Origin of the sequence: Microbacterium sp. (genome assembly GCF_035687345.1) — a bacterium.
Lineage (GTDB): Bacteria > Actinomycetota > Actinomycetes > Actinomycetales > Microbacteriaceae > Microbacterium.
Window position 1 is genome coordinate 1 of the sequence record NZ_DASRXZ010000092.1, and the last position, 20,477, is coordinate 20,477.

At 70.4% G+C, this 20,477-nt stretch carries 25 protein-coding genes; 11 read left to right on the top strand and 14 right to left on the bottom strand.

Annotated elements, in window-relative coordinates:
- The coding region (locus VFF97_RS10465) for a DUF933 domain-containing protein (protein ID WP_325033442.1) at nt 1–246 on the top strand (246 nt) is incomplete at its 5' end.
- 27 nt (nt 247–273) lie between these two features.
- Here the strand turns inward: VFF97_RS10465 and VFF97_RS10470 are convergent.
- Both VFF97_RS10470 and VFF97_RS10475 read right to left on the bottom strand, forming a co-directional pair.
- The gene (locus VFF97_RS10470; protein ID WP_325033443.1) at nt 274–663 is read right to left on the bottom strand and encodes a CPCC family cysteine-rich protein; all 390 of its coding nucleotides are present in this window, start codon (nt 661–663) and stop codon (nt 274–276) included.
- 99 nt (nt 664–762) lie between these two features.
- Entirely contained in the window at nt 763–1,179 is a 417-nt protein-coding gene (locus VFF97_RS10475; RefSeq protein WP_325033444.1) for a GNAT family N-acetyltransferase, read from the bottom strand.
- A gap of 166 nt (nt 1,180–1,345) precedes the next feature.
- Between VFF97_RS10475 and VFF97_RS10480 the strand changes: the two genes are divergently transcribed.
- The 7 genes from VFF97_RS10480 to VFF97_RS10510 all read left to right on the top strand — a co-directional run bounded on the left by VFF97_RS10480 (nt 1,346) and on the right by VFF97_RS10510 (nt 4,703).
- On the top strand, nt 1,346–1,540 hold the full coding sequence (locus tag VFF97_RS10480; protein WP_325033445.1) for a hypothetical protein: 195 nt from the start codon (nt 1,346–1,348) through the stop codon (nt 1,538–1,540).
- 189 nt (nt 1,541–1,729) lie between these two features.
- Nucleotides 1,730–2,293 (top strand): alpha/beta hydrolase, encoded by a 564-nt coding sequence (locus VFF97_RS10485; RefSeq protein WP_325033446.1) that lies wholly within the window; start codon nt 1,730–1,732, stop codon nt 2,291–2,293.
- A 63-nt stretch (nt 2,294–2,356) separates the two neighbouring features.
- A complete protein-coding gene (locus VFF97_RS10490; RefSeq protein WP_325033447.1) occupies nt 2,357–2,593 on the top strand; it encodes a type II toxin-antitoxin system Phd/YefM family antitoxin in 237 nt (78 codons plus the stop codon).
- Entirely contained in the window at nt 2,590–2,976 is a 387-nt protein-coding gene (locus VFF97_RS10495) for a type II toxin-antitoxin system VapC family toxin (protein ID WP_325033448.1), read from the top strand. The genes VFF97_RS10490 and VFF97_RS10495 overlap by 4 nt, the downstream gene beginning before the upstream one ends.
- Nucleotides 2,973–3,617: an SRPBCC family protein gene (locus VFF97_RS10500; protein ID WP_325033449.1), complete on the top strand. Its 645-nt coding sequence runs from the start codon at nt 2,973–2,975 to the stop codon at nt 3,615–3,617. The genes VFF97_RS10495 and VFF97_RS10500 overlap by 4 nt, the downstream gene beginning before the upstream one ends.
- Nucleotides 3,614–4,282, top strand: a complete 669-nt coding sequence (locus VFF97_RS10505; protein ID WP_325033450.1) for a DUF4166 domain-containing protein — start codon at nt 3,614–3,616, stop codon at nt 4,280–4,282. The genes VFF97_RS10500 and VFF97_RS10505 overlap by 4 nt, the downstream gene beginning before the upstream one ends.
- Nucleotides 4,283–4,319: 37 nt before the next feature.
- Complete coding sequence (locus VFF97_RS10510) at nt 4,320–4,703, top strand: MmcQ/YjbR family DNA-binding protein (protein WP_325033451.1); 384 nt, start codon at nt 4,320–4,322, stop codon at nt 4,701–4,703.
- Between the two features lie 2 nt (nt 4,704–4,705).
- Here the strand turns inward: VFF97_RS10510 and VFF97_RS10515 are convergent, their stop codons facing one another.
- A complete protein-coding gene (locus VFF97_RS10515) occupies nt 4,706–5,440 on the bottom strand; it encodes an EI24 domain-containing protein (RefSeq protein ID WP_325033452.1) in 735 nt (244 codons plus the stop codon).
- Nucleotides 5,441–5,717: 277 nt separating this feature from the next.
- On the opposite strand from VFF97_RS10515, the gene VFF97_RS10520 reads away from it, so the two are divergent.
- Complete coding sequence (locus tag VFF97_RS10520) at nt 5,718–6,002, top strand: GlsB/YeaQ/YmgE family stress response membrane protein (protein ID WP_325033453.1); 285 nt, start codon at nt 5,718–5,720, stop codon at nt 6,000–6,002.
- Nucleotides 6,003–6,067: 65 nt separating this feature from the next.
- On the opposite strand, the gene VFF97_RS10525 is transcribed toward VFF97_RS10520, so the two are convergent.
- Nucleotides 6,068–6,652, bottom strand: coding sequence for a flavin reductase family protein (locus VFF97_RS10525; RefSeq protein WP_325033454.1), 585 nt, complete (start codon nt 6,650–6,652; stop codon nt 6,068–6,070).
- Nucleotides 6,653–6,787: 135 nt separating this feature from the next.
- Here VFF97_RS10525 and VFF97_RS10530 point away from each other — a divergent pair, with 135 nt between their 5' ends.
- On the top strand, nt 6,788–7,633 hold the full coding sequence (locus tag VFF97_RS10530) for a DNA-formamidopyrimidine glycosylase family protein (protein ID WP_325033455.1): 846 nt from the start codon (nt 6,788–6,790) through the stop codon (nt 7,631–7,633).
- Nucleotides 7,634–7,660: 27 nt separating this feature from the next.
- Here VFF97_RS10530 and adhP read toward each other — a convergent pair whose 3' ends face one another.
- The 4 genes from adhP to VFF97_RS10550 all read right to left on the bottom strand — a co-directional run bounded on the left by adhP (nt 7,661) and on the right by VFF97_RS10550 (nt 11,557).
- On the bottom strand, nt 7,661–8,680 hold the full coding sequence (gene adhP, locus VFF97_RS10535; RefSeq protein WP_325033468.1) for an alcohol dehydrogenase AdhP: 1,020 nt from the start codon (nt 8,678–8,680) through the stop codon (nt 7,661–7,663).
- Nucleotides 8,681–8,949: 269 nt separating this feature from the next.
- Nucleotides 8,950–9,528, bottom strand: a complete 579-nt coding sequence (locus VFF97_RS10540; RefSeq protein WP_325033456.1) for a carboxymuconolactone decarboxylase family protein — start codon at nt 9,526–9,528, stop codon at nt 8,950–8,952.
- Between the two features lie 87 nt (nt 9,529–9,615).
- Nucleotides 9,616–11,157, bottom strand: a complete 1,542-nt coding sequence (locus tag VFF97_RS10545) for a DHA2 family efflux MFS transporter permease subunit (RefSeq protein WP_325033457.1) — start codon at nt 11,155–11,157, stop codon at nt 9,616–9,618.
- Between the two features lie 178 nt (nt 11,158–11,335).
- Complete coding sequence (locus VFF97_RS10550) at nt 11,336–11,557, bottom strand: hypothetical protein (RefSeq protein WP_325033458.1); 222 nt, start codon at nt 11,555–11,557, stop codon at nt 11,336–11,338.
- Nucleotides 11,558–11,640: 83 nt separating this feature from the next.
- Between VFF97_RS10550 and VFF97_RS10555 the strand changes: the two genes are divergently transcribed.
- Nucleotides 11,641–13,647 (top strand): ABC transporter ATP-binding protein, encoded by a 2,007-nt coding sequence (locus tag VFF97_RS10555; RefSeq protein WP_325033469.1) that lies wholly within the window; start codon nt 11,641–11,643, stop codon nt 13,645–13,647.
- 18 nt (nt 13,648–13,665) lie between these two features.
- Here the strand turns inward: VFF97_RS10555 and VFF97_RS10560 are convergent, their stop codons facing one another.
- From VFF97_RS10560 to VFF97_RS10585, 6 genes are read right to left on the bottom strand one after another with little or no spacing between them, the layout of a single operon-like run.
- A complete protein-coding gene (locus VFF97_RS10560; RefSeq protein ID WP_325033459.1) occupies nt 13,666–14,619 on the bottom strand; it encodes a glycosyltransferase family 2 protein in 954 nt (317 codons plus the stop codon).
- Between the two features lie 59 nt (nt 14,620–14,678).
- Nucleotides 14,679–15,821, bottom strand: coding sequence for a cysteine desulfurase family protein (locus tag VFF97_RS10565; RefSeq protein ID WP_325033470.1), 1,143 nt, complete (start codon nt 15,819–15,821; stop codon nt 14,679–14,681).
- 8 nt (nt 15,822–15,829) lie between these two features.
- Nucleotides 15,830–16,693, bottom strand: coding sequence for a carboxylating nicotinate-nucleotide diphosphorylase (gene nadC, locus VFF97_RS10570; RefSeq protein ID WP_325033460.1), 864 nt, complete (start codon nt 16,691–16,693; stop codon nt 15,830–15,832).
- Nucleotides 16,687–18,327: an L-aspartate oxidase gene (gene nadB / locus VFF97_RS10575; protein WP_325033461.1), complete on the bottom strand. Its 1,641-nt coding sequence runs from the start codon at nt 18,325–18,327 to the stop codon at nt 16,687–16,689. The genes nadC and nadB overlap by 7 nt, the downstream gene beginning before the upstream one ends.
- Nucleotides 18,324–19,673: a quinolinate synthase NadA gene (gene nadA, locus VFF97_RS10580; RefSeq protein ID WP_325033462.1), complete on the bottom strand. Its 1,350-nt coding sequence runs from the start codon at nt 19,671–19,673 to the stop codon at nt 18,324–18,326. The genes nadB and nadA overlap by 4 nt, the downstream gene beginning before the upstream one ends.
- 12 nt (nt 19,674–19,685) lie before the next feature.
- Nucleotides 19,686–20,414, bottom strand: coding sequence for an NUDIX hydrolase (locus VFF97_RS10585; protein ID WP_325033471.1), 729 nt, complete (start codon nt 20,412–20,414; stop codon nt 19,686–19,688).
- Between the last annotated feature and the right edge of the window lie 63 nt (nt 20,415–20,477).

Below are 20,477 nucleotides of genomic sequence, written 5' to 3' on the forward strand. Positions count from 1 at the left end.
CTCACCGCCGGGCCCAAGGAGGCTCGCGCGTGGACGATCGGCAAGGGCTGGAAGGCTCCGCAAGCGGCGGGGGTCATCCACACCGACTTCGAGAAGGGCTTCATCAAAGCCGAGGTCATCTCGTTCGACGACCTCGTCGAGGCCGGCTCCGTCGCCGAGGCGCGTGCGCGCGGCAAGGCCCGCATCGAGGGCAAGGACTACGTCATGCAGGACGGTGACGTCGTGGAGTTCCGCTTCAACGTCTGATCGGGTTGCGCTCCTACATCTCGGTTTCTAGCGGGCCGCGCGCCAGTAGGTCGGTCGCCACCAGTACAAGGTCGTGAGGTCGTCCGGCCACTCGGCGTCGCGGTGACCCTTGGCTTCGAACGCATCCTGCTCGAGGTCGACCGGCCGCCACCCGGCATCCATCTGTTCATCTTCCGAAGCCTGGCGGACGTGCTTGACGAATCGGTCCTCCATTGCTCCGAACAGCGCATAAGCGCGCTGGGAATCGATGAGGGAGGGGCGATTGGCTCCACCAGCGTATGTGGGCCATCGGAGTTGGACGGCGTCATCCTCCCAGAAGCACACAGGGCACACTTCGTACGATCCCGGCGGCTGACCCAGGGTCAGATGACCGCAGCATGCGCACGGGTAGGCGGTCTTGTCGTGCAGGTTGGACACGGCTTCAGGTTATCGGTGGTGCGAAATGCCCAGCGCTGGCGTAACTTGGTTGAGTTCCGCTTCAACGTGTAGCGATCACGCGACTGGCTCTCACCGCCCTCAGTCGAACCGGACGAATGCACGAAGCGGGGGCTCGAGGTCACCGACCTCGGTGAAGCCCATCGCCTCGTAGAAGGCCCGCTGGGAAGGCTCGTCGTCGGTGAGGAGAACCTTCTGACGGACGTCGCGGTACGGGGCGAACGCGCGCTCGAGCAGGTCGCGACCGATGCCGCGTCGCTGGTGCTCCGGCGAGATGAGGATGTCCTGGAGGTAGACGATGGTCAGCCCGTCGCCGACGAGGCGGGCGAGGCCGACCAAACGACCGCCGTCGCGGGCCGTCGTCACGGCGAGAGACGCCGAGAGCGCCGATGCGAGGCGGTCGGGATCTCTGGCGTAGGCGGACCACCCCACGGCGCCGTAGAGCGCGAGGACCTCTTCCCGCGACGGATCATCCATGGGGTGGTACGTGATTGCCATTCCCCCACGTTGCCATGGTCGTGGCTCCTCATCCGCGCCCCGGCGTGTCGGCATCCGGCGCCACGACCTCGGAGCTGCGCGCGTCCATAGGCGCTGATCGGGGTGCTGTCGCCGTCCACGTGCCAGGAGTACGCTCGCGCCCGAGGGACGACCGAGGGAGGACGCGATGGCCGAGACACCCGCGGACCCGCCAGACCTGACCGGCACGGTGGACGAGCGCCGACGTCAACTCGACGCGCTCGCGGCGGCGGGGCCGCTGAGCGCGGAGTGGCTGCGACGCCAGCTGGAGGCCGCGCTGGACGCATGGGCGAGCGAGGAGTCCGAGCTGGATGTCGACAAGGAGCGCAAGGTCGACTTCTGACGTCGGTGCGAGGCATCCGAGGACGATTGCACGGGATAAAGTCCAGGTCACGCGCGATAACCGGATCGGGACGCGTCGACGGTCTGGTAGATTCGATCAGCCTCGCACCCATCCCCGTCGATCGCCGCGGCATCGCCGTGCGCGCGCGGAGCGAGACACGAACTTCCCGCACGAGAGGACTCCACGCACGTGACCGACAACAGCACCGTCGACGCGGACAGCCGCCCGATTCCGTACGTCGAGGAGGGGGAGGGGCCGGTCGCGCTGGTGCTCATCGCCGACGGCGGCCTCGACGGCGATCCGCTGAGCGTCGTGTCGCACTACCTCGCCGAGGAGGCGGGCTTCCACGTCGTGCGCGTCGGCACCAGCTCCGACTCCGAGAGCTTCGACGAGCGCGTCGCCGACGTGACGTCCGTGCTCGACCGCCTCGGGCTCGAGCACACGTGGATCGGTGGACACGGATCGGGCGGCACCGTCGCGCGCGCGTTCGCCGCGTCGCACGCCGATCGCGTCAACGGCCTGCTGCTGCTCGGCGTCGAAGAGGCCGAGATCCCGCTGGCTCCGGTCATCCCCGTGCTCATCATCCAGGGTACGGAGGACGAGGTCACGCCTCCGGCCAACGGCGAAGCGCTCCGTTCTACTGCTCCCGAGCGCGCGAGCGTCAAGAACATCGAGGGCGCCGGGCACCTTTTCCCGCTGACGCACATCATGGACACCGCCGTCATCATCGAGGAGTACCTCGACTGGGACTGAAACGTGGACAAGCCCCTGGCCCCTTCTGGTCTAGTCCACTAGACTTAGTCCAGGAGGTGGGTCGTGGTCATCAACATTCACGAAGCGAAGACGCACTTCTCGCGCCTCGTCGACAGGGCGGCGGCGGGCGAGACCGTGGTGGTCGGTCGTGCCGGCAAGCCCATCGCGAAGCTGACCCGCCTGGACTCTCCCGATCGGGTGCAGAGGCTGGGCTTCCTCAAGGGGCAAGCGCAGATCCCCGACGACTTCGACGACTGGGGCCGCGATGAGATCCTCGACCTCTTCGAGGTCGGAGAGTGAGGCTGCTCCTCGACACCCACCTGCTTCTGTGGGCCGCGTACGAACCCGAGAAGCTGGCTCCTGCTCTTCGGAACGAGCTGACTGATCCCTCGACAGAACTCGAGTTCAGCTCAGCGAGCATCTGGGAGGTCGCCATCAAAGTCGGGCTGCGCCGTCCGGACTTCGTCGTCGACCCGCGGGTCCTGCGCACAGGCCTGATCGACAACGGGTATCGCGAACTGCCCGTCACGAGCGCGCATGCGGCTGCCGTCGTCGACCTGCCTCCGCATCACAGCGATCCGTTCGACCGGATGCTCGTCGCCCAGAGTCGCCTCGAGGGAATCGTCCTGCTCACCCGGGACCGGCTCGTCGCTCAGTACGGACCGCCGACGAGGCTCGTGTGAGGCAGCGCGTGCGCCGCGCCGGCATCTACGTCGAGACCGTCATCCGTGCGGACGTCGACGAGGTCTGGCGGCGCACGCAGGATCCAGCCGCACACGTCCGGTGGGACATCCGGTTCTCCTCCATCGAGCCGACGGGCGAGACGGATGCCGGCGCAACCCGCTTCCGGTACACGCGACGCACTCCGTTCCACATCGTGGAGGGCACCGGGGTGAGTCTGGGCGAGATCGAGCGCCCCGACGGCACGCGCACGTCGGCGCTGCGGTTCGCGACCGACGACGTGCTGTCGCCGATCCGATCCGGTCGCGGGTACTGGCGTTATGTGCCGACCGACGGCGGCACGGCGTTCATCACCGGGTATGACTACGAGCCCGGATGGGGCGTGCTCGACGTGCTCGTGCGCCCGCTGCTGGGATTGGCGACGGCGTGGAGCTTCGACCGTCTTCGGGTGTGGATCGAGACCGGGGTGCCGCCGGAGCGGTGGCCTCTGTGGAGTGTCGTGTGGTGGTGGCATCCGGATCGTCCCCGCGCGCGGCGCTGCCGCCGCAGACCCGTCTCGCGACCACGGCGCGCCGACCACCTCGTCGATGCGCCCGCGACCCTGGCACAGTTGCCCGACCCGAGTCCGGAGGCGGTTCCGTGACCTCGATCTTCGAACGCGCTCTCGGCGAGGACTTCCAGCGGCTGCATCCGATGATGCGCCGCCGGTTCGGCGTCGGCCTGACGTCGGGCGAGGCGTGCGTCGGGCGAGGGGTGATGACGACGATCCGGCGCGGGCCGTGGTGGACGGTGCCGTTCCTGCAGATCGGGCGGATGCGGAACATCCTGGTGCCCGACACGGGCAGCGATGTGCCGTTCGGGATCGAGAACTTCCCGTACCTCGACCCGCTCGGACGCGAGACCGTGACGTTCGTGCGTGAGTACGAGATCGCGGGCAAGTGGCGCCGGTTCGACGCGACGATGGTCCTCGATGGGGGGCGAATCCTCGACTACCTCGGCACGCACCAGCACCTGGCCGTCGACCTGGACCTGCACGTCGACGATGAGGGCGGGCTGCGGCTCACCTCGGACGCACAGCGATTCTATGAAGGGCCGATCGCGTTCCGGTTCCCGATGCTGTTCAGCGGCCGCGCGACGCTGCACGAGTACTTCGATGACGCCGACGGCCTGTTCCACGTCGATCTCGAGGTCCACAACCACCGATTCGGCTTCCTCTTCGGGTACCGGGGGGCGTTCGAGTGCGAGTGGATCCCCGCGACGGATGCGCCCGAGAGGCTCAAGCCCGTCCGCCACGAACGGAGGACCTGACCGCCGCGCTGTCTGCGGTGGGCGATACCCTCGGGCGATGCCGACTCTCGCCGACGTGCGCCGCATCGCCGACAGGCTGCCCGGCAGCGAGGAGCGCGCGACGACGGGCGGCGCGGCGTGGTTCGTGCGCGGCAAGCTCTACGCGTGGGAATGCCACCCGTGGCCGAGCATCCCCGACGACATGCGGGCGATCGTGGCATCCGAGCTCGTCGTCGCCGTGAAGGTCGCCGACGAACTCGACGCTCGCGCCCTCGTCGAGATGGAGCCCGACGTCTTCCTGCGCACGACGACGCGGTGGAGTGAGCCGAAGGTGGCGTTCCGGATGGCCCGGATCGACGAGCAGCACCTCGCCGAGCTCGTGACCGAGGCGTGGCGCACCCAGGCGCCGAGATACCTCCGCGGCGAGTTCGACACGGCGTGACGTCAGGTGGCGTCGCTGTCGAGCAGGGCCCGTGCGAGCAGCGTCGACCCTGCGACGGCGGCGGGCATCGTCGCGACGGCGCCGAGCGGCACGAGGAAGCACAGCTGCGTGACGACGCCGAACCCCAGCACGCGAGCCCGGTGCGGGCGCATCACGCGGCGGCGCTCGCGGCGCGCCATGCCGCGAGACGTGAGGGCCCGCGCCGTGAGCTCGTCCGCGACGAGCCAACCCGTCGCGACGATCCCTACGATCGCGCTCAACGGGCCGCCTACCGCGGGGATGAGGCCGAGCAGGGCGGCGAGGAGCGCCACACCGATGCCGCGCGCGATGAGGGAGACCCCGTCGCCCACGGAGCGCCAGAAGCCGTAATCCTTCTCGGCGCCCGCATCGCCGAGGTCGTCCTCGATGGCCTTCCAGATGCGCTCGTAGAACGGGTCGCCGACCACGAGCGTGACCGCGGTGAACGACACCACGACAAGCACGAGCGCTGCGCCGAACACCGCCGTGCCCACCGCCACGCGCATGACGATCGCCCACACGCTCGGCCAGCCGTCCGCGAACGGCGTGAGCGCGTCGGCGATCCCCGGCAGGAAGAGCGCGAGCACGACGAGACCCGACAGGAAGAGGATCCCGACGATCGCCGCAGGAACGAGCCCGAGCGCCATGAGGCCCGGTCGTCTGCCCCAGTACGCGAACCCGCGCCCGAGATACGACACTCCTCTGATGAACTCGCGCATGCGCCCCTCAGCCTAGGCGGAGGGCGGACGGATGCGCCGGGCGGCAGGCATCCGTGGTCATCGGGCTGCCGCCGCGCACGAGGTTGCCGCTGCGGTCGACGACGGCGAACTCGCGCATGGGACGCAGGCTGCGGGGCGCGCGAGCGCGCGATGATAGCGCCTCGCGGCCCTTCGTGGGTAGGGCCCGACCTTTCGGGGTCGAAATTCGTAGCCTGGTGTGCGCCCCGACTCGGGGCTGAACCGCTCGCCCGGTGTTCACAAGACGAAGGAGAGAGAAATGCTCTGGACCATCCTCGGTCTCATCATCATCGGATTGATCGCGGGGCTCATCGCACGCGCCGTCATCCCCGGAAAGCAGAGCATGGGCATCCTCATGACGATCGTGCTCGGCATCGTCGGGTCGTTCGTCGGCGGCTTCCTCGGATTCCTCATCTTCGGCGCCGACCCGAGCGGCGGCTTCCTGCAGCCCGCCGGCATCATCGGGTCGATCATCGGCGCGATCATCGTCCTCGGCCTCTACGTGTTCTTCGCACGACGCCGCCGCGGCACTCGGTCCATCTGACCGGGCGCACCGCCGCCGCTGAGCCCCGTACGCCGACGCGGGGTGCCCGCCTCGGGGATCACGCATCACGCGATGCGCGACTGGTCCCCGAGGCGGTGCCATGTGCGGTTGTAGTAGACGAGCGCGTTGCCGGGCTCGCCCGGAGTGACATCGCGCGCGATCGTCGCCCGCAGGCCCTGCGCGGCGATGATCGTCGAGTCTCCCGCGTCCATGCGGCTCACGATCGCGCACCGCACCCATGCGCGAACTCCGCGGAACACCGGCTCGCCGGTGGGCAGCGGGGCCCATGCGTCGCGGTCGGCGAACCGGTCGACGCCGCTGGTGGCTCCCAGGCGCGCCAGATCGAGGTCATCCGCGTCGAGCAGGTGCACGACGATCGTGTCGGCCGCTGCGATCGTCGGCGTCGCCGACGACATGGCCGAGATCGAGAAGATGAGCAGCGGCGGGTCGACGCTCACGGACGACACCGACGAGGCAGTGAGCGCGACCGGCCCGTCGTCGCCGTGCGCCGTGATGACCGCGACGCCCGAGGGGTGGCCGCGGAAGAGCGCCTTGAAGGTGTCGGCAGACAGCGATGCGCCCGGTCCGTGCGCCGGTGCGGAGGCGGCGAACTCGGATGCCGGGCGGGCTGCTGGCTGCGGAGACGTCATGCCCTCGACGTTAGTCAGGCCGCCTGCGAGTCGGCTCGACGCGACGCAACACGGCGAAACCGGGCGTAGAAGGATGTCACGGATGCCGCACCCGACTCCGGCGCGTATGTCGCACGCCGGTGCCAGGATGGGTCCATGCCGGAATCACCCGAGGTGCAGGCGCTCGCGGACTTCCTCGGCGAGCGGGCGGCGGGGCGCAGCATCCGCGATGTCGACGTCGTCGAGTTCCGCATCATCAAGACCCGCGCCCGACCCCTGGCGAGCCTCGTCGGCGACCGCATCGCGGGGGCTTCGCGGCACGGCAAGCACATCGATCTCGCGATCGACGACGGGCAGCACCTCGTCGTGTCGCTCGGTCGCCACGGGTGGATCGCGTGGCACGACGACATCGCCGCCGCGGCAGACGCCGATCCGCCGGCGGACGACGCACCGGCCGTCCTCGCGCGCATCGCTCTCGACGACGGAAGCGGCTTCGAGCTCACCGACGCGGGATCGTGGGTGTCGCTCGGCGTCTTCGTGGTCGACGATGCGTCCGAAGTGCCCGCCATCGCGAAGCTCGGGCCCGATCCTGCCGATCCGGGTTACACGCGAGCCGACTTCGATCGTGCCGTGGTGGGTCGGCGCAAGCAGATCAAGGCGATCCTGCAGGAGCAGGAATCGATCGCAGGAATCGGCAACGCCTACTCCGACGAGATTCTGCACGCGGCCAAGATCTCACCGGTCGCGCACGCCGCCGCCCTCGATGCCGACGCACTCGACCGCCTGTATGCGGCGACCGTGTCCACCGTGCGCGACGCGATCGCGGCGCGGCATGGTGTGCCGATCGATCAGCTCAAGGCCGCCAAGATCGCCGCGATGCGGGTGCACGGCCGAGCGGGCGAGACGTGCCCCGTGTGCGGAGGCGAGATCCGCGACTTCTCGTTCGGCAGCACGACCGCCGAGTACTGCCCGACGTGCCAGACCGACGGCGCGATCCTCTGACCGCACCGCCGGCCCCCGTCGCCGCCGTCAGCCCTTGGCGTAGCTCATCACGATGCGCCCGTCGATCTTCCCCTCTTCCATGCGCTCGAAGATGTCGTTGATGTCGTCGAGCGTCTCGATGTGGACGGTCGGCTTGATGAGGCCCCGGGCGTAGAAGTCGAGCGCCTCCGCCATGTCCTGCCGCGTTCCGACGATCGAGCCGCGCACGGTGATGGCGCGCAGCACGGTGCTGAAGATGTCGGCGGGGAAGTCGCCGGGCGGAAGGCCGACGAACACGACGGTCCCGCGCCGGCGGGCCATGCCCGTGGACTGCGCGAACGCCTTGGGATGCACAGCCGTGACGAGCACGCCGTGCGCTCCGCCGATCTGCTCCTGGATGGCTGCGACGGGATCCGTCTCGGCGGCGTTCACCACGACCTCGGCGCCGTGCTTCTTCGCGAGCTCGAGCTTCGCGTCGTCGATGTCGACGGCCGCGACGCGCATGCCCATCGCGATCGCGTACTGCACCGCGATGTGCCCGAGGCCGCCGATGCCCGAGATGACGACCCATTCGCCGGGCTTGACCTCGGTGACCTTGAGCCCCTTGTAGACGGTGACGCCCGCGCACAGGATGGGCGCGACCTCGACCGGGTCGGAGCCGTCGGGGATGCGCGCCGCGAACCGCTCGTCGACGAGCATGTACTCGCCGAATGATCCGTCGACGCTGTATCCGCCGTTCTTCTGCTGCTCGCACAGCGTCTCCCAGCCGGTGCGGCAGTACTCGCACACACCGCACGCGCTCCACAGCCAGGCGTTGCCGACGAAGTCGCCGACCTTCAACGTCGTGACCCCGTCGCCGAGCGCGACCACCTCGCCGTAGCCCTCGTGTCCTGGGATGAGGTCCGCCTTCGGTGGGACGGGCCAGTCGCCGCGGGCCGCGTGCAGGTCGGTGTGGCATACGCCGCTCGTGATGACGCGCACGAGCACTTCGCCGGGACCCGGCGTCGGGATCGGGACGTCCCGAACCTCGAGCGGCTTGTCGGGCGCGACGACCACGGCCGCGCGCATCGTGGACTCTGCAGGAACCGACATCTTGCTTCACTCCTTCGACGACTGCTCCCCTGATGCTGACGCTATCGGAGCGGTCGACCCGCATGGTGTGACGTTGGTCCCGCCGGTCTCAGGCATGCTTACGATGGAGGCATGACGACGTCGCAGCTTCCCACCCCGAGCCTTCAGCCGATCGCGGACGAGAAGAACCTTCTCGCGCCCGCCGAGTCGGGCGCATCCTGCTGCGGGGGCGGATGCTGCAGTACCGAGTGACGCCGATCGTCACCTCAGCTCGACAGAGGTGACAGCAGCGCCTCCTTCACGCGCGCGCTGAGCCCGGGCACGTCGTCGACGGGCACCGCGAGCGCGAGCAGCGCGCGACTGAAGTAGTTGCGCGCGGCGGCCGCGAGAGCGATGTCGACGATCTGGCGATCCGAGTAGCCGTGGTCGCGCAGGTCCTGGCTGTCGGCGTCGGTCATGGCCGCGGCATCCGTCGACACCTTCGCCGCGAACCGCACGACCGCGGCGTCGCCGGGCGGCAGCGGACCGTCGGCGTCGCCGCGTGCGATCTGCACGACCTCGTCCTCATCGAGCGCCTCGATGCGCAGCGACCTGCGACCGTGCGCCAGCAGGCAGTGCCCGGACTTGAGGGCGGCGGCGGCGCCGAGCGTCGCCAGCTCGTACGTGCGCACGCCGATCGAGGGGATGATCGCCCCGAGGAGCGTCTCGAACGACTGCTCGGCTTCGGGATTGACCGCCATCGCCCGCGTATGGCCGAACACGAATCCGTCGTTCTCGAGGTCTTCGCGGTATCTCTCGGCGACGATGCCTTCGGCGGTGGCGGGGTCGGGTGTCGCGACGATCATGCTCATCCTCCGTTTCGCTGGCGCGCCCAGAATGGCACCGCCCTCTCGTCACGTCGAGAGGGCGGTGCTGTTCCGGTTGATACGGGCTCAGTGCGCGGCGGGCGCTCCGACCGGCGCGTCGGCCGGCTTGCGGATGAGGAACGCGCCCACGATCATCGGCAGCGACAGGATCGCCGCGATGAGGAATGCGGCCCTCGTGCCGGCGGCGCCGGCCGCGGCATCCGACAGTCCCGACTCGGCCGCCGACGCCGTGACCGCCGACATGACCGTGATCATGAGGGCGATGCCGGCTGCGCCGGCGACCTGCTGGGTCGTGCCGACGACCGCCGAGCCGTACGAGTAGAACTTCGGCGTCAGCGACGCGAGCGATGCGGTGAACAGCGGCGTGAACGACAGCGCGAGGCCGACCGAGAGCACCGTCTGGGCGATCGCGATCGTCCAGATCGAGGTGAACTCGTCGAACGTCGTGTACAGCCACAGCATGCCGCTCGCGATGAACGCGCCCGGGATCAGGAGCACGCGCGTACCCCAGCGGTCGTAGATGCGGCCGATCACCGGGCCGAGGAGGCCCATCGCGAGTGCGCCGGGCAGCACCGTGAGGCCCGTCTCGAACGGCGAGATGCCGAGCACGCTCTGCATGTAGAGCGGCAGCGTCGTGATCGCGCCGAAGAACGCCATCGCCAGCAGCGCGATCTGCACCATCGAAAGCGAGAAATTCCGCGAGCGGAACACGCGCAGGTCGAGCAGGGCGTCGTCGACGCGCTGCAGCACGAGCTGGCGCCAGATGAAGAGCGCGAGAGCGATCCCGCCCACCACGAACGAGACGATGAGCGACACGGTCGACAGGGTCTCGGCGGCCTGCGCCTCGGCACCGGTCGCGCCGTGCGACGCGCCGCCGCCGATCTGACTCAAGCCGTACACGAGGCCGCCGAAGCCGAAGGCCGACAGCACGACCGACAGCACGTCGATCGGGGCACGGGTCGTCTCACCGAGGTTGTGGATCCAGCGCGCGCCCATCGCGAGCGCGACGAGCGCGATCGGCAGCACGACGCCGAAGATCCAGCGCCAGTTGAGGTTGTCGAGCAGGAAGCCGGACAGCGTCGGGCCGATCGCGGGCGCGAGCGACATGACGATGCTGACGCGCCCCATCATGCGGCCGCGCGCGTGCGGCGGCACGACGGTCATGAGCGTCGTCATGAGCAGCGGCATCATGATCGCGGTGCCGGAGGCCTGGATCACGCGCGCCACGACGAGAAGCGGGTACCCCGGCGACAGCAGCGCGACGAGCGTTCCGAGCGAGAAGAGGCTCATCGCGGTGATGAACACGGCGCGGGTCGTGAATCGGCGCAGCAGGAAGCCCGTGATCGGGATGATCACGGCCATCGTGAGCATGAACGCGGTGGTCAGCCACTGCGCCTCGACGGCGGTGATGCCGAGGTCGCCGATCAGGTGCGGAATCGCGACGCCCATCGTCGTCTCGTTCAGGATCGCGACGAACGCGGCGGCCAGCAGCAGCCATACGACGCGGCTCTGCTCGGGTGCCAGCAGCGGCCCGCGCGAAGAGGCGGACGCGCCGGTCTCGGGCACCCGGATGCTGTCGGTGCCCGGTCGGGTGTCGGTGGTGGCCATACAGAGGTCTCCTCGATGCTCGGCGGGCGCTTCATCGAGCGCCGTGGGCCGGCGCACCCAGCGCACAACCGCGCCGGGAGCGATCACATTCCCGCTCGGGGGAAATTTCTTGTGCGGGATTCATCCCGCGGGGAGGGGAGCCCGTGGATCGGGGCGAGACGAAGGGCGCTTCTCGCCGTCAGGCGTCGCGCGGCTCGTCGTGGGGGCGAGGCGACGGGGCGTCCCAATCCTCGGAGCCGATCGCGTCGGTCGGCTCCGGCTCCGGAATCTCTTCGCCCACGGTCTCGGGGACCCCGAGCGTGTCTTCCGTGGGCGGAAGCTTCTTGAGCTCGTCGATCTCCGCGCGCAGCTCGGCCAGGTCGCTTCCGTCGTGCTGCGGTGTGTCGGGCGTCGAGTTCATGGAGGAAAGCCTAGACCGTCCGCGCGATCGGGTCAGCCCCGATCCCGGTGTCCGCGCGGGTGGTTAGGCTGACGCGCATGAGCATGGGCGGACGCGGCGGCGGGGGCGGGGGCGGTTCCTCGTTCCGCGGCGTCGACATCGAGGCGCAGAAGAAGCTCAACGCCGAGGCGCCCAAGATCCCGAATCTGGGGCGGCGCGTCGTGTCGCTGTTCCGGCCGTACATCGGGCGCCTCGTCTTCACGGCGCTGCTCGTCATCGCGGGCGCCGGCGTCGCCGTGATCCCGCCCCTCATCGTGCAGCGCATCTTCGACGACGCGCTGTTCCCGCTCGACGGCTCCGCACCCGACATCCCCCTCCTGTGGCGGCTCGTCGTGCTCATGATCGCGCTGTTCCTGTTGTCGGCGGCGCTCGGCGTCGTGCAGACGTGGCTCACGTCGACTGTCGGCAACCGGGTGACCGGTGACCTCCGCATCCGCCTGTTCGATCATCTGCAGGCGATGGAGCTGGCGTTCTTCACGCGCACGAAGACCGGCGTGATCCAGTCCCGCCTGCAGAACGACGTCGGGGGCGTGTCGGGCGTGCTCACGAACACGATGACGAGCATCCTCGGCAACGTCGTGACGGTCATCGCGTCGCTCGTGGCGATGATCATCATCGACTGGCGGCTGACGCTCATCGCGGTCGTGCTCATGCCGTTCCTCGTGATCGTGCAGCGGCGCGTGGGGCAGGTGCGCGCGCGGATCGCGGGCGAGACGCAGGAGTCGCTCTCGGAGCTCACCGCGATCACGCAGGAGACCCTGAGCGTGTCGGGCATCCTGCTGTCGAAGTCGTTCAACCGGCAGAGCACCGAGTCGGGACGCTACCGCGAGGAGAACGCGAACCAGGTGCGCCTCCAGGTGCGGCGGGCGATGAGCGGTCAGGGCTTCTTCGCGGTCGTGCAGGTGCTCATGGCGAGCGTTCCCGCGATCATCTACCTCGTGTCGGGCTACCTCGTGACGGGGGGCGTCGACACGATCACGGCGGGCACGATCGTCGCGTTCACGACGGTGCAGGCGCGTCTGCTCATGCCGCTCATGGGCCTCATGCGCGTCGCGCTCGATCTGCAGACGTCGGCGGCGCTGTTCGCCCGCATCTTCGAGTACCTCGACCTCGTGCCGGCGATCCGCGACGCCCCCGACGCGATCGACGTGTCGGAGGCCCCCGGACCGCTGGGCCGCATCGAGTTCCGCGACGTGGTCTTCCGGTACCCGGATGCCGCGCCCGGCACGCGCCCGACGCTCGACGGCGTCTCCTTCGTCGCCGAGCCCGGCCAGCACGTCGCGTTCGTCGGCCCGTCCGGCGCGGGCAAGACGACCATCCTCTACCTCACGCCGCGGCTGTACGAGGCATCCGGCGGCGAGGTCCTGTTCGCAGGTGCCGACGTGCGGCGCCTGCGGCACGAGTCGATCATCGACAGCGTCGGGATCGTCTCGCAGGAGACGTACCTCTTCCATGCGACGATCCGCGAGAACCTGCGCTATGCGAAGCCCGACGCGACGGATGCCGAGCTTGAAGCGGCGTGCCGCGCGGCGAACATCCACCACGTCATCTCGAGCTTCGAGGACGGGTACGACACGGTCGTCGGCGAGCGCGGGTACCGCCTGTCGGGCGGCGAGAAGCAGCGCATCGCGATCGCACGCGTGCTGCTGAAGGATCCGCCCGTGCTGCTGCTCGACGAGGCGACGTCGGCGCTCGACACCGTGTCGGAGCGCGTCGTGCAGGAGGCGCTCGACGCCGCCGCGCGCGGGCGCACGACCCTGTCGATCGCGCATCGCCTGTCGACCGTCATCGGGGCGGACGTCATCCATGTGGTCGAGGCCGGGCGCATCGTCGAATCCGGAACGCACTCCGAGCTCATCGCGCAGGGCGGCCTGTACTCCGAGCTCGCGGCCGAGCAGCTCGCGGCCTCGCGCATCCTCGAGGCCGAAGAGGCGCAGCCGCCGGCGGCGCATCCGGAGCGTCGCGCCGACCTGCCGCCCGACGACCCGCAGCTCGTCGCGGACGACGCGACCGACGGGCGTCCGTGGGCGCACCTGGGCGACGAGTACTGATCCCGTCCGATCGCGTGCTCACCACAGCATCGCGGCGGCGATCTCGGTCGACGTCGCCGCTTCCGGTGCGCGGGCCACGAGGTTGCGCACGAACGCGCCGAGCACGCGGCGGTACTCGTCGTCGCGGTGCTCCCGCGCGAGCCGCACGAGTGGCGGCACATCCATCTCGAGGATCAACCGCACACGCGCGGCGGCCGCTGCGGTGTGCCCGCCCTCGTCGAGCACCGCGATCCCCTCGCGCATCGCCGTCAGGTAGTCCACGAGCACCGGCAGTTCGTGCTTGCGCTGCGTGATCGACGTGCCGTCGGCGCGCTCGCGCCAGTGGACGACGACGTCGGGGATGACGTCGAACGCGCGCGCGAGCGAATACATCCGCTGTGCGATGAGCTGGTCCTCGTAGGCGACGCCCTCGGGGAAGCGCAGGCCGGCGCGGCGCCAGAAGTCGGTGCGGCTCACCTTCGACCACGCGACGATGTTGCCGGATGCTGCGGGGTGCTCGTCGATCGTCGTCGCGGTGCGCGCGGGGTCGGTCGCCGCGCGCACCCACCGCTGCACGTCGCCGGGCACGTAGGTGCCTGTGCCGTCGGGCCGCAGACGCACGTACGCGCCGAGCGCGAAATCGCTGCCGCTCGCGGCGACGGTGCCGACGAGGCGTTCGAGCGCGTGCGCGGTGAGCACATCGTCCGCGTCGAGGAACCCGACGAACGGCGTCTCGACGAGGTCGAGCCCCGAATTGCGTGCAGCGCCGAGTCCGCGTCGCGTCTCGTGGCGCACGATGCGGAACCGCGGGTCGGATGCCGCCGCCTCGGCGAACACATCGGGCGTGGCATCCGTCGACGCGTCGTCGACCAGGACCGCGGTCCAGGCGCGCAGGGTCTGGCGACGCAGCGAATCGAGGGCCTCTGCCGCGTATTCGGCGACGTCGAAGCCCGGGACGACGACGGTCACGACGGGTTCGGGATCGGCTGCCACGGGGTGATGGTACCGGCGCGCCTGAGGCGGGATCGCTCGCCGTCGTCCCGCGCTCCCGCTCAGTGCGCGAGGACGGCCGCGACCGAGGCGGCGACGGCGCCCGCGACAGCGTCGAGCGGCTCGCGCAGGTCGTGCGAGAACGTGAACCGCACCGCCGTCTGCGCGACCTCGGGAGCCACGCCCATCGCGACCAGCACGTGCGAGGGTTCGTCGCTTCCGGCCGCGCACGCCGATCCGCTCGACGAGACGACGCCTCGACGCTCGAGCTCGAGCAGGACGGCCTCGCCGCTCGTGCCTGCGAACGTGAAGCTCGCGGTCCCCGGCAGACGCCGGGCGGGGTCGCCCGTCAGCGCCGCACCGGGCACGCTCGCGAGGATCTTCGCGATGAAGGCGTCGCGGAGGGCCGAGACGCGTTCGGATGCCTCGACCCGCTCGGCCTCGGCCAGCTCGAGCGCGGTCGCGAGGGCCACAGCGCCCGCGACGTTCTCGGTTCCGCTGCGGCGCCCGCGCTCCTGTCCTCCGCCGTGGAGGAGCGGTTCGAGCGGGACGCGCCCGCGAACGGCGAGCGCGCCCGTGCCCTTCGGCGCCCCGATCTTGTGGCCCGCGATCGAGATCGCGTCGACGCCGAGGTCGGCCGCCGACAGCGGCAGCCACCCCGCGGCCTGCACCGCGTCGACGTGCACCGGGATGCCGCGCGCGCGAGCGACGGAGGCGACTGCGGCGACGTCCTGCACGGTGCCGACCTCGTTGTTCGCGTATCCGAACGAAAGGAGCGCCGTGTCGTCGCGCAGAGCCCCGGCGACGGCCGCCGGGTCGAGGCATCCGTTCTCGTCCACCGGCACGTGCGTCACGTCGAAGCCATGCACGCGCGCGAGGTAGTCGGCCGACTCGAGGATCGACTCGTGCTCGATCGGCGTCGTCACGACGTGACGCGCTCCGCGGCGCTGCTGCGCGGCGATTGCGATGCCCTTGAGCGCGAGGTTGTTCGCCTCGGTGCCGCCAGACGTGAAGACGACGTCACCCGCACGCATGCCGAGCACGCGTGCGACTCGGCCTCGCGCGTCGGCGAGGGCATCGGCCGCGGCTTCGCCGACCGTGTGGTGGCTCGACGGATTGCCGAACCACCGCGTGAGGAATGGCATCATCGCCTCGAGCACCTCGCGCCGCACCGGCGTCGTGGCGGCGTTGTCGAGGTAGAGCACCGACATGATCAGTCCTCGAGCACCTCGATGCGCACGTCGAGCCCGAGGTCGAGGGCGCGCGCCGAGTGGGTGAGCGCGCCGACGGAGATGACGTCGACGCCGGTCTCGGCGATGGCCCGCACGGTCTCGAGCGAGACACCGCCGGATGCCTCGACCGTCGCGCGCCCCGCGACGAGCTCGACCCCCGCGCGGAGGTCTTCGAGCGAGAAGTTGTCGAGCATGATCGTGCCGACGCCTGCCTCGAGCACGGGCTCGATCTGGTCGAGCCGATCGACCTCGACCTCGATGTGCGTCGTATGGGGGAGTCGCGCTTTCGCGGCCTGGATCGCCGCCGTGACCGACACGCCCTTCTGCGCGAGCACGGCGAGGTGGTTGTCCTTCGCCATGACGGCGTCCGACAGCGAATACCGGTGGTTGTGGCCGCCGCCGTTGACGACCGCATGCCGCTCGAACGCGCGCAAGCCGGGCGTCGTCTTGCGCGTGTCGGCGATGCGTGCGCCGGTGTGCGCGACCTCGGCGACGTAGTGCGCCGTGAGGGTCGCGACGCCCGACATGCGCTGCACGAAGTTGAGCCCCACGCGCTCGGCCGTGAGCACTCCTCGAGCGGGACCCGTCACCGTCGCGAGGATGGTGCCCGGGCGGAAGAACTCGCCGTCCTCGACGATCAGCTCGACGTCGATCGACGGGTCGGTGAGCCGGAACGCGGCCGCGAAGACCTCGCCGCCGCTGAAGACGCCCTCTTCGCGCGCCACGAGATCGGCGCGGGCGATCGCCGTCTCGACGATGAGGGCCTCGCTCGTGAGGTCGCCCCACGGCGCGTCCTCTTCGAGGGCTCCCGTGACCGCGCGGTCGATCGTGGCGCGGGTCAGCATGCGACCGCCTCCTTCTCGGGTTCGGCGGTGGAGGTGACGGCCGTCCACGCGGGGTCGTCCGACCGGAAGTGCGCGCCGACCGACTCACGCCGGGCGAGCGCCGCCGCGACGAGCGACGCCGCCACCTGCAGCAGGTTCTCGTCTTCGAGGTCGTGTTCTGTGCGGACGTCGCGCGGCTGGTCCTTCCACGACGAGAGAACGGATGCCGCGTGCCGCAGCCCCGCCTCGTCGCGCACGAGTCCCGCGTGCTCCCACATGAGGCGCTGCAGCGTGGGGCGCGAGAACGGCTCCGCGTCGGCGACCGCGCGCGGTTCGGGCAGCGGGGGAGCGGCAGCCACCGGGAGGGGGTGCGGCCACGTGCCGGACGCCGCGTCATCCGCGATCGCATCGCCGGCACGCGCGCCGAACACCGCTCCTTCGAGCAGCGAGTTCGACGCGAGGCGGTTCGCGCCGTGCACGCCCGTGCGGGCGACTTCGCCGACCGCGTACAGGCCCGGCACCGTGGTGCGGCCGTCGAGGTCGGTGACGACGCCGCCCATGAGGTAGTGCGCGGCGGGCGTCACGGGGATCGGCTCGCGCGCCCAGTCCAGTCCGCGCGCGCGGACGGCGCGGTCGATCGTCGGGAAGCGCCTCGCGAGGAACTCGGCGCGCGCCCCGGGCGATTCCGGGCCGACGACCGTCGCATCGAGGAGGGCAGGGCGTCCGTCCTGCGCCTCCATGAGGGCGGCGATCGCGCGCGCGACGACGTCGCGGGGTGCGAGCTCGCCGTCCGGGTGCGCGTCGAACGCGAAGCGTCGCCCATGCTCGTCGACGAGGAACGCGCCCTCGCCGCGCACCGCCTCCGACACGAGGAACGCGTCCGCCGCCGGGGCGCCGGGCCCGCCCGCGACCGCTGGGAGCACGGTCGGGTGGAACTGGAAGAACTCGAGATCGGCGACCGCCGCCCCGGCGCGCGCGGCCGCGGCGATGCCGTCGCCCGTCGCGACGGCGGGGTTCGTCGAGTGGGCGTACAGCTCACCTGCCCCGCCCGTCGCGAGCACGACGGCGTCGGCGAGAAGCGTCTGCCGCTCGCGGTCGTCCACGAGCAGCTCGGCACCCGCTACGCGGCCGTCCCGCACGACGAGGTCGACGAGGAACGCGTGCTCGACGACCTCCACCTCGCTCGCACGCAGTCGCGCGACGAGCGCGCGCTCGATCGCGGTGCCGGTCGCGTCGCCGCCCGCGTGCAGGATGCGGGGGTAGGAGTGCGCCGCCTCCAGGCCCTTGACGAAACCGCCGTCGTCGCCGCGGTCGAACGCGACACCGAGGTCGATGAGCTCGCGGATGCGGGCCGGCCCCTCCTCGGCGAGCACGCGCACCGCGTCGAGGTCGTTGAGCCCGCTGCCGGCGACCATCGTGTCGCGCACGTGGTCGTCGATGCGGTCGTCGTCGAACATGACCCCGGCGATGCCGCCCTGCGCGAATCGGGTGTTGGCGTGGTCGAGCACATCCTTCGTGACGAGGGTCACGCGGCATCCGCGGTCGACCGCGTGCAGCGCGGTGAGCAGCCCTGCGATGCCCGAGCCCACGACGAGGGCGTGCGCTTCGTCTCGCTTCGCTCGCTCAGCGACCGGGGTGGGGTGGGCACGGGTCACGACGCCTGCTCCCAGTGCGCCGCCGGAGCGGCCGGAGGCTTCGCCGCGAGCATGCGCTCGAGGGCGACGCGGGCGGGGTCGGCGACGTCATCGGGCACCGCGATGCGGTTGAGCACCTCGCCGCGCACGAGCGCCTCGAGCACCCACGCGAGGTAGCCGGGGTGGATCCGGTACATGGTCGAGCACGGGCACACCACGGGGTCGAGGCAGAAGATCTCGTGCTGCGGATGCTGCGCCGCCAGCCGCTGCACGAGGTTGACCTCGGTGCCGATCGCGAACGTGGTGGGCTCGGTCGCCGCCTCGATCGCCTTGCGGATGTAGTCCGTCGAGCCGGACTCGTCGGCGGCGTCGACGACCTCCATGGGGCACTCCGGGTGCACGATCACCCGCACGCCGGGGTGCTCCGCACGGGCCTTCTCGATCTGGTCGACGCTGAAGCGCCGGTGCACCGAGCAGAACCCGTGCCACAGGATGACGCGGGCGTCGAGGAGCTGCTGCTCGGTCGATCCGCCCAGCGGCTTGCGCGGATTCCACATGGGCATCTGCTCGAGCGGCACGCCCATCGCCTTGGCGGTGTTGCGGCCCAGATGCTGGTCCGGGAAGAAGAGCACGCGGCGCCCGCGCGCGAACGCCCACTCGAGCACCGTGCGCGCGTTGGAGGATGTGCACACGATGCCGCCGTGGCGACCGACGAAGCCCTTTATCGCGGCGGACGAGTTCATGTACGTGACCGGGATCACCGGCACGAGACCGTCGGCGTCGGGTGCCGACAGGTCGCCGTACACGTCTTCGAGCTGCTCCCACGCGTCTTCGACCTGATCGATGTCGGCCATGTCGGCCATCGAGCAGCCGGCCGCGAGGTTCGGCAGGATCACCGCCTGCTCGGGGCGCGAGAGGAGGTCGGCCGTCTCGGCCATGAAGTGCACGCCGCAGAAGACGATGGCCTCGGCATCCGGGTGCTCCAGCGCCGCGTTCGCGAGCTGGAACGAGTCGCCCACGTAGTCGGCGTGTTTCACGACCTCTTCGCGCTGGTAGAAGTGGCCGAGCACCACGACACGCTCGCCGAGCGTCGACTTCGCGGCGCGGATGCGTGCGTCGAGCTCGTCGGCCGAGGCCGTGCGGTACTCGGCCGGGAGCTCGCCCTGACGCGGAGATCCGGTCGGGATGACGTCTCCCATCGACGCGCCCGGGCCGTAGCCGGGGACCGCGTCGAAGTTCCAGGGGCCCGACGCGAGGTCGGTGCTGCACGTCTCACCGCCCGCACGGCCCTCGACGATCGCGCGGATCTCGAGGTCGACGGACGGGTCGATGCGACGGGGCTGCAGCGAGATGTCAACGGGTGTCATGGCTCTCTCGATTCAGTGGCGGGCGTCGAGCGGGCCTCGTTCGGCGAGCTCGACGTCGCGGTCGTAGCGGTACAGGCGGGCGGGACGGTGGCTTCCGGTGCGGAACGACTGGGTGGGGATGAGCGTCCCCGAGTTCTCGACCTGCCGGCGGAAGTTCGCGGGGTCGAGCCTGCGGCCGAGGATCACCTCGTACACCTCGCGGAGCTCGGCGAGGGTGAACTCGTCGGGCAGCAGGCCGTGCGCGATGCGGCTGTAGCCGACCTTGTTGCGCAGGCGCCACAGCGCGTAGTCGACGATCTGGTTGTGGTCGAAGGCGAGCCGCGGGAGCGATGCGGCGTCGAACCACGCGACGTTCTCGGGGTCTTCGGGCTGCGGCGTGCGCGTCTCGTCCTCCCGCACGAGCGCCCAGTAGACGATCGACACGACGCGTGTGGGGGAGCGGTCGACGGCTCCGAACGCGTAGAGCTGCTCGAGGTAGCTCGGCGCGAGACCCGTCGTCTCGGCGAGTGTGCGCGACGCGGCCTCTTCGAGACTCTCGGAGAGGCCGAGCCATCCGCCGGGCAGCGCCCAAAGGCCCTCGTACGGGTCGCGCGTGCGCCGCACGAGGGGCAGCACGACGGCGGGGCGATCGGCTCCCTCGAGCCGCCGGATCGTGAAGATCACGGTCGAGACGGCGACGCGCGTGACGTCGGCGCCGGCGCCGGTCTCGGACGCGGCGGATGCCTCGCCAGTTCGTGTCATCATGACCATAACTCCTGGAACCGATCTTATTGTCATGGTGACTTGAAGTCAAACTCCCGGCCT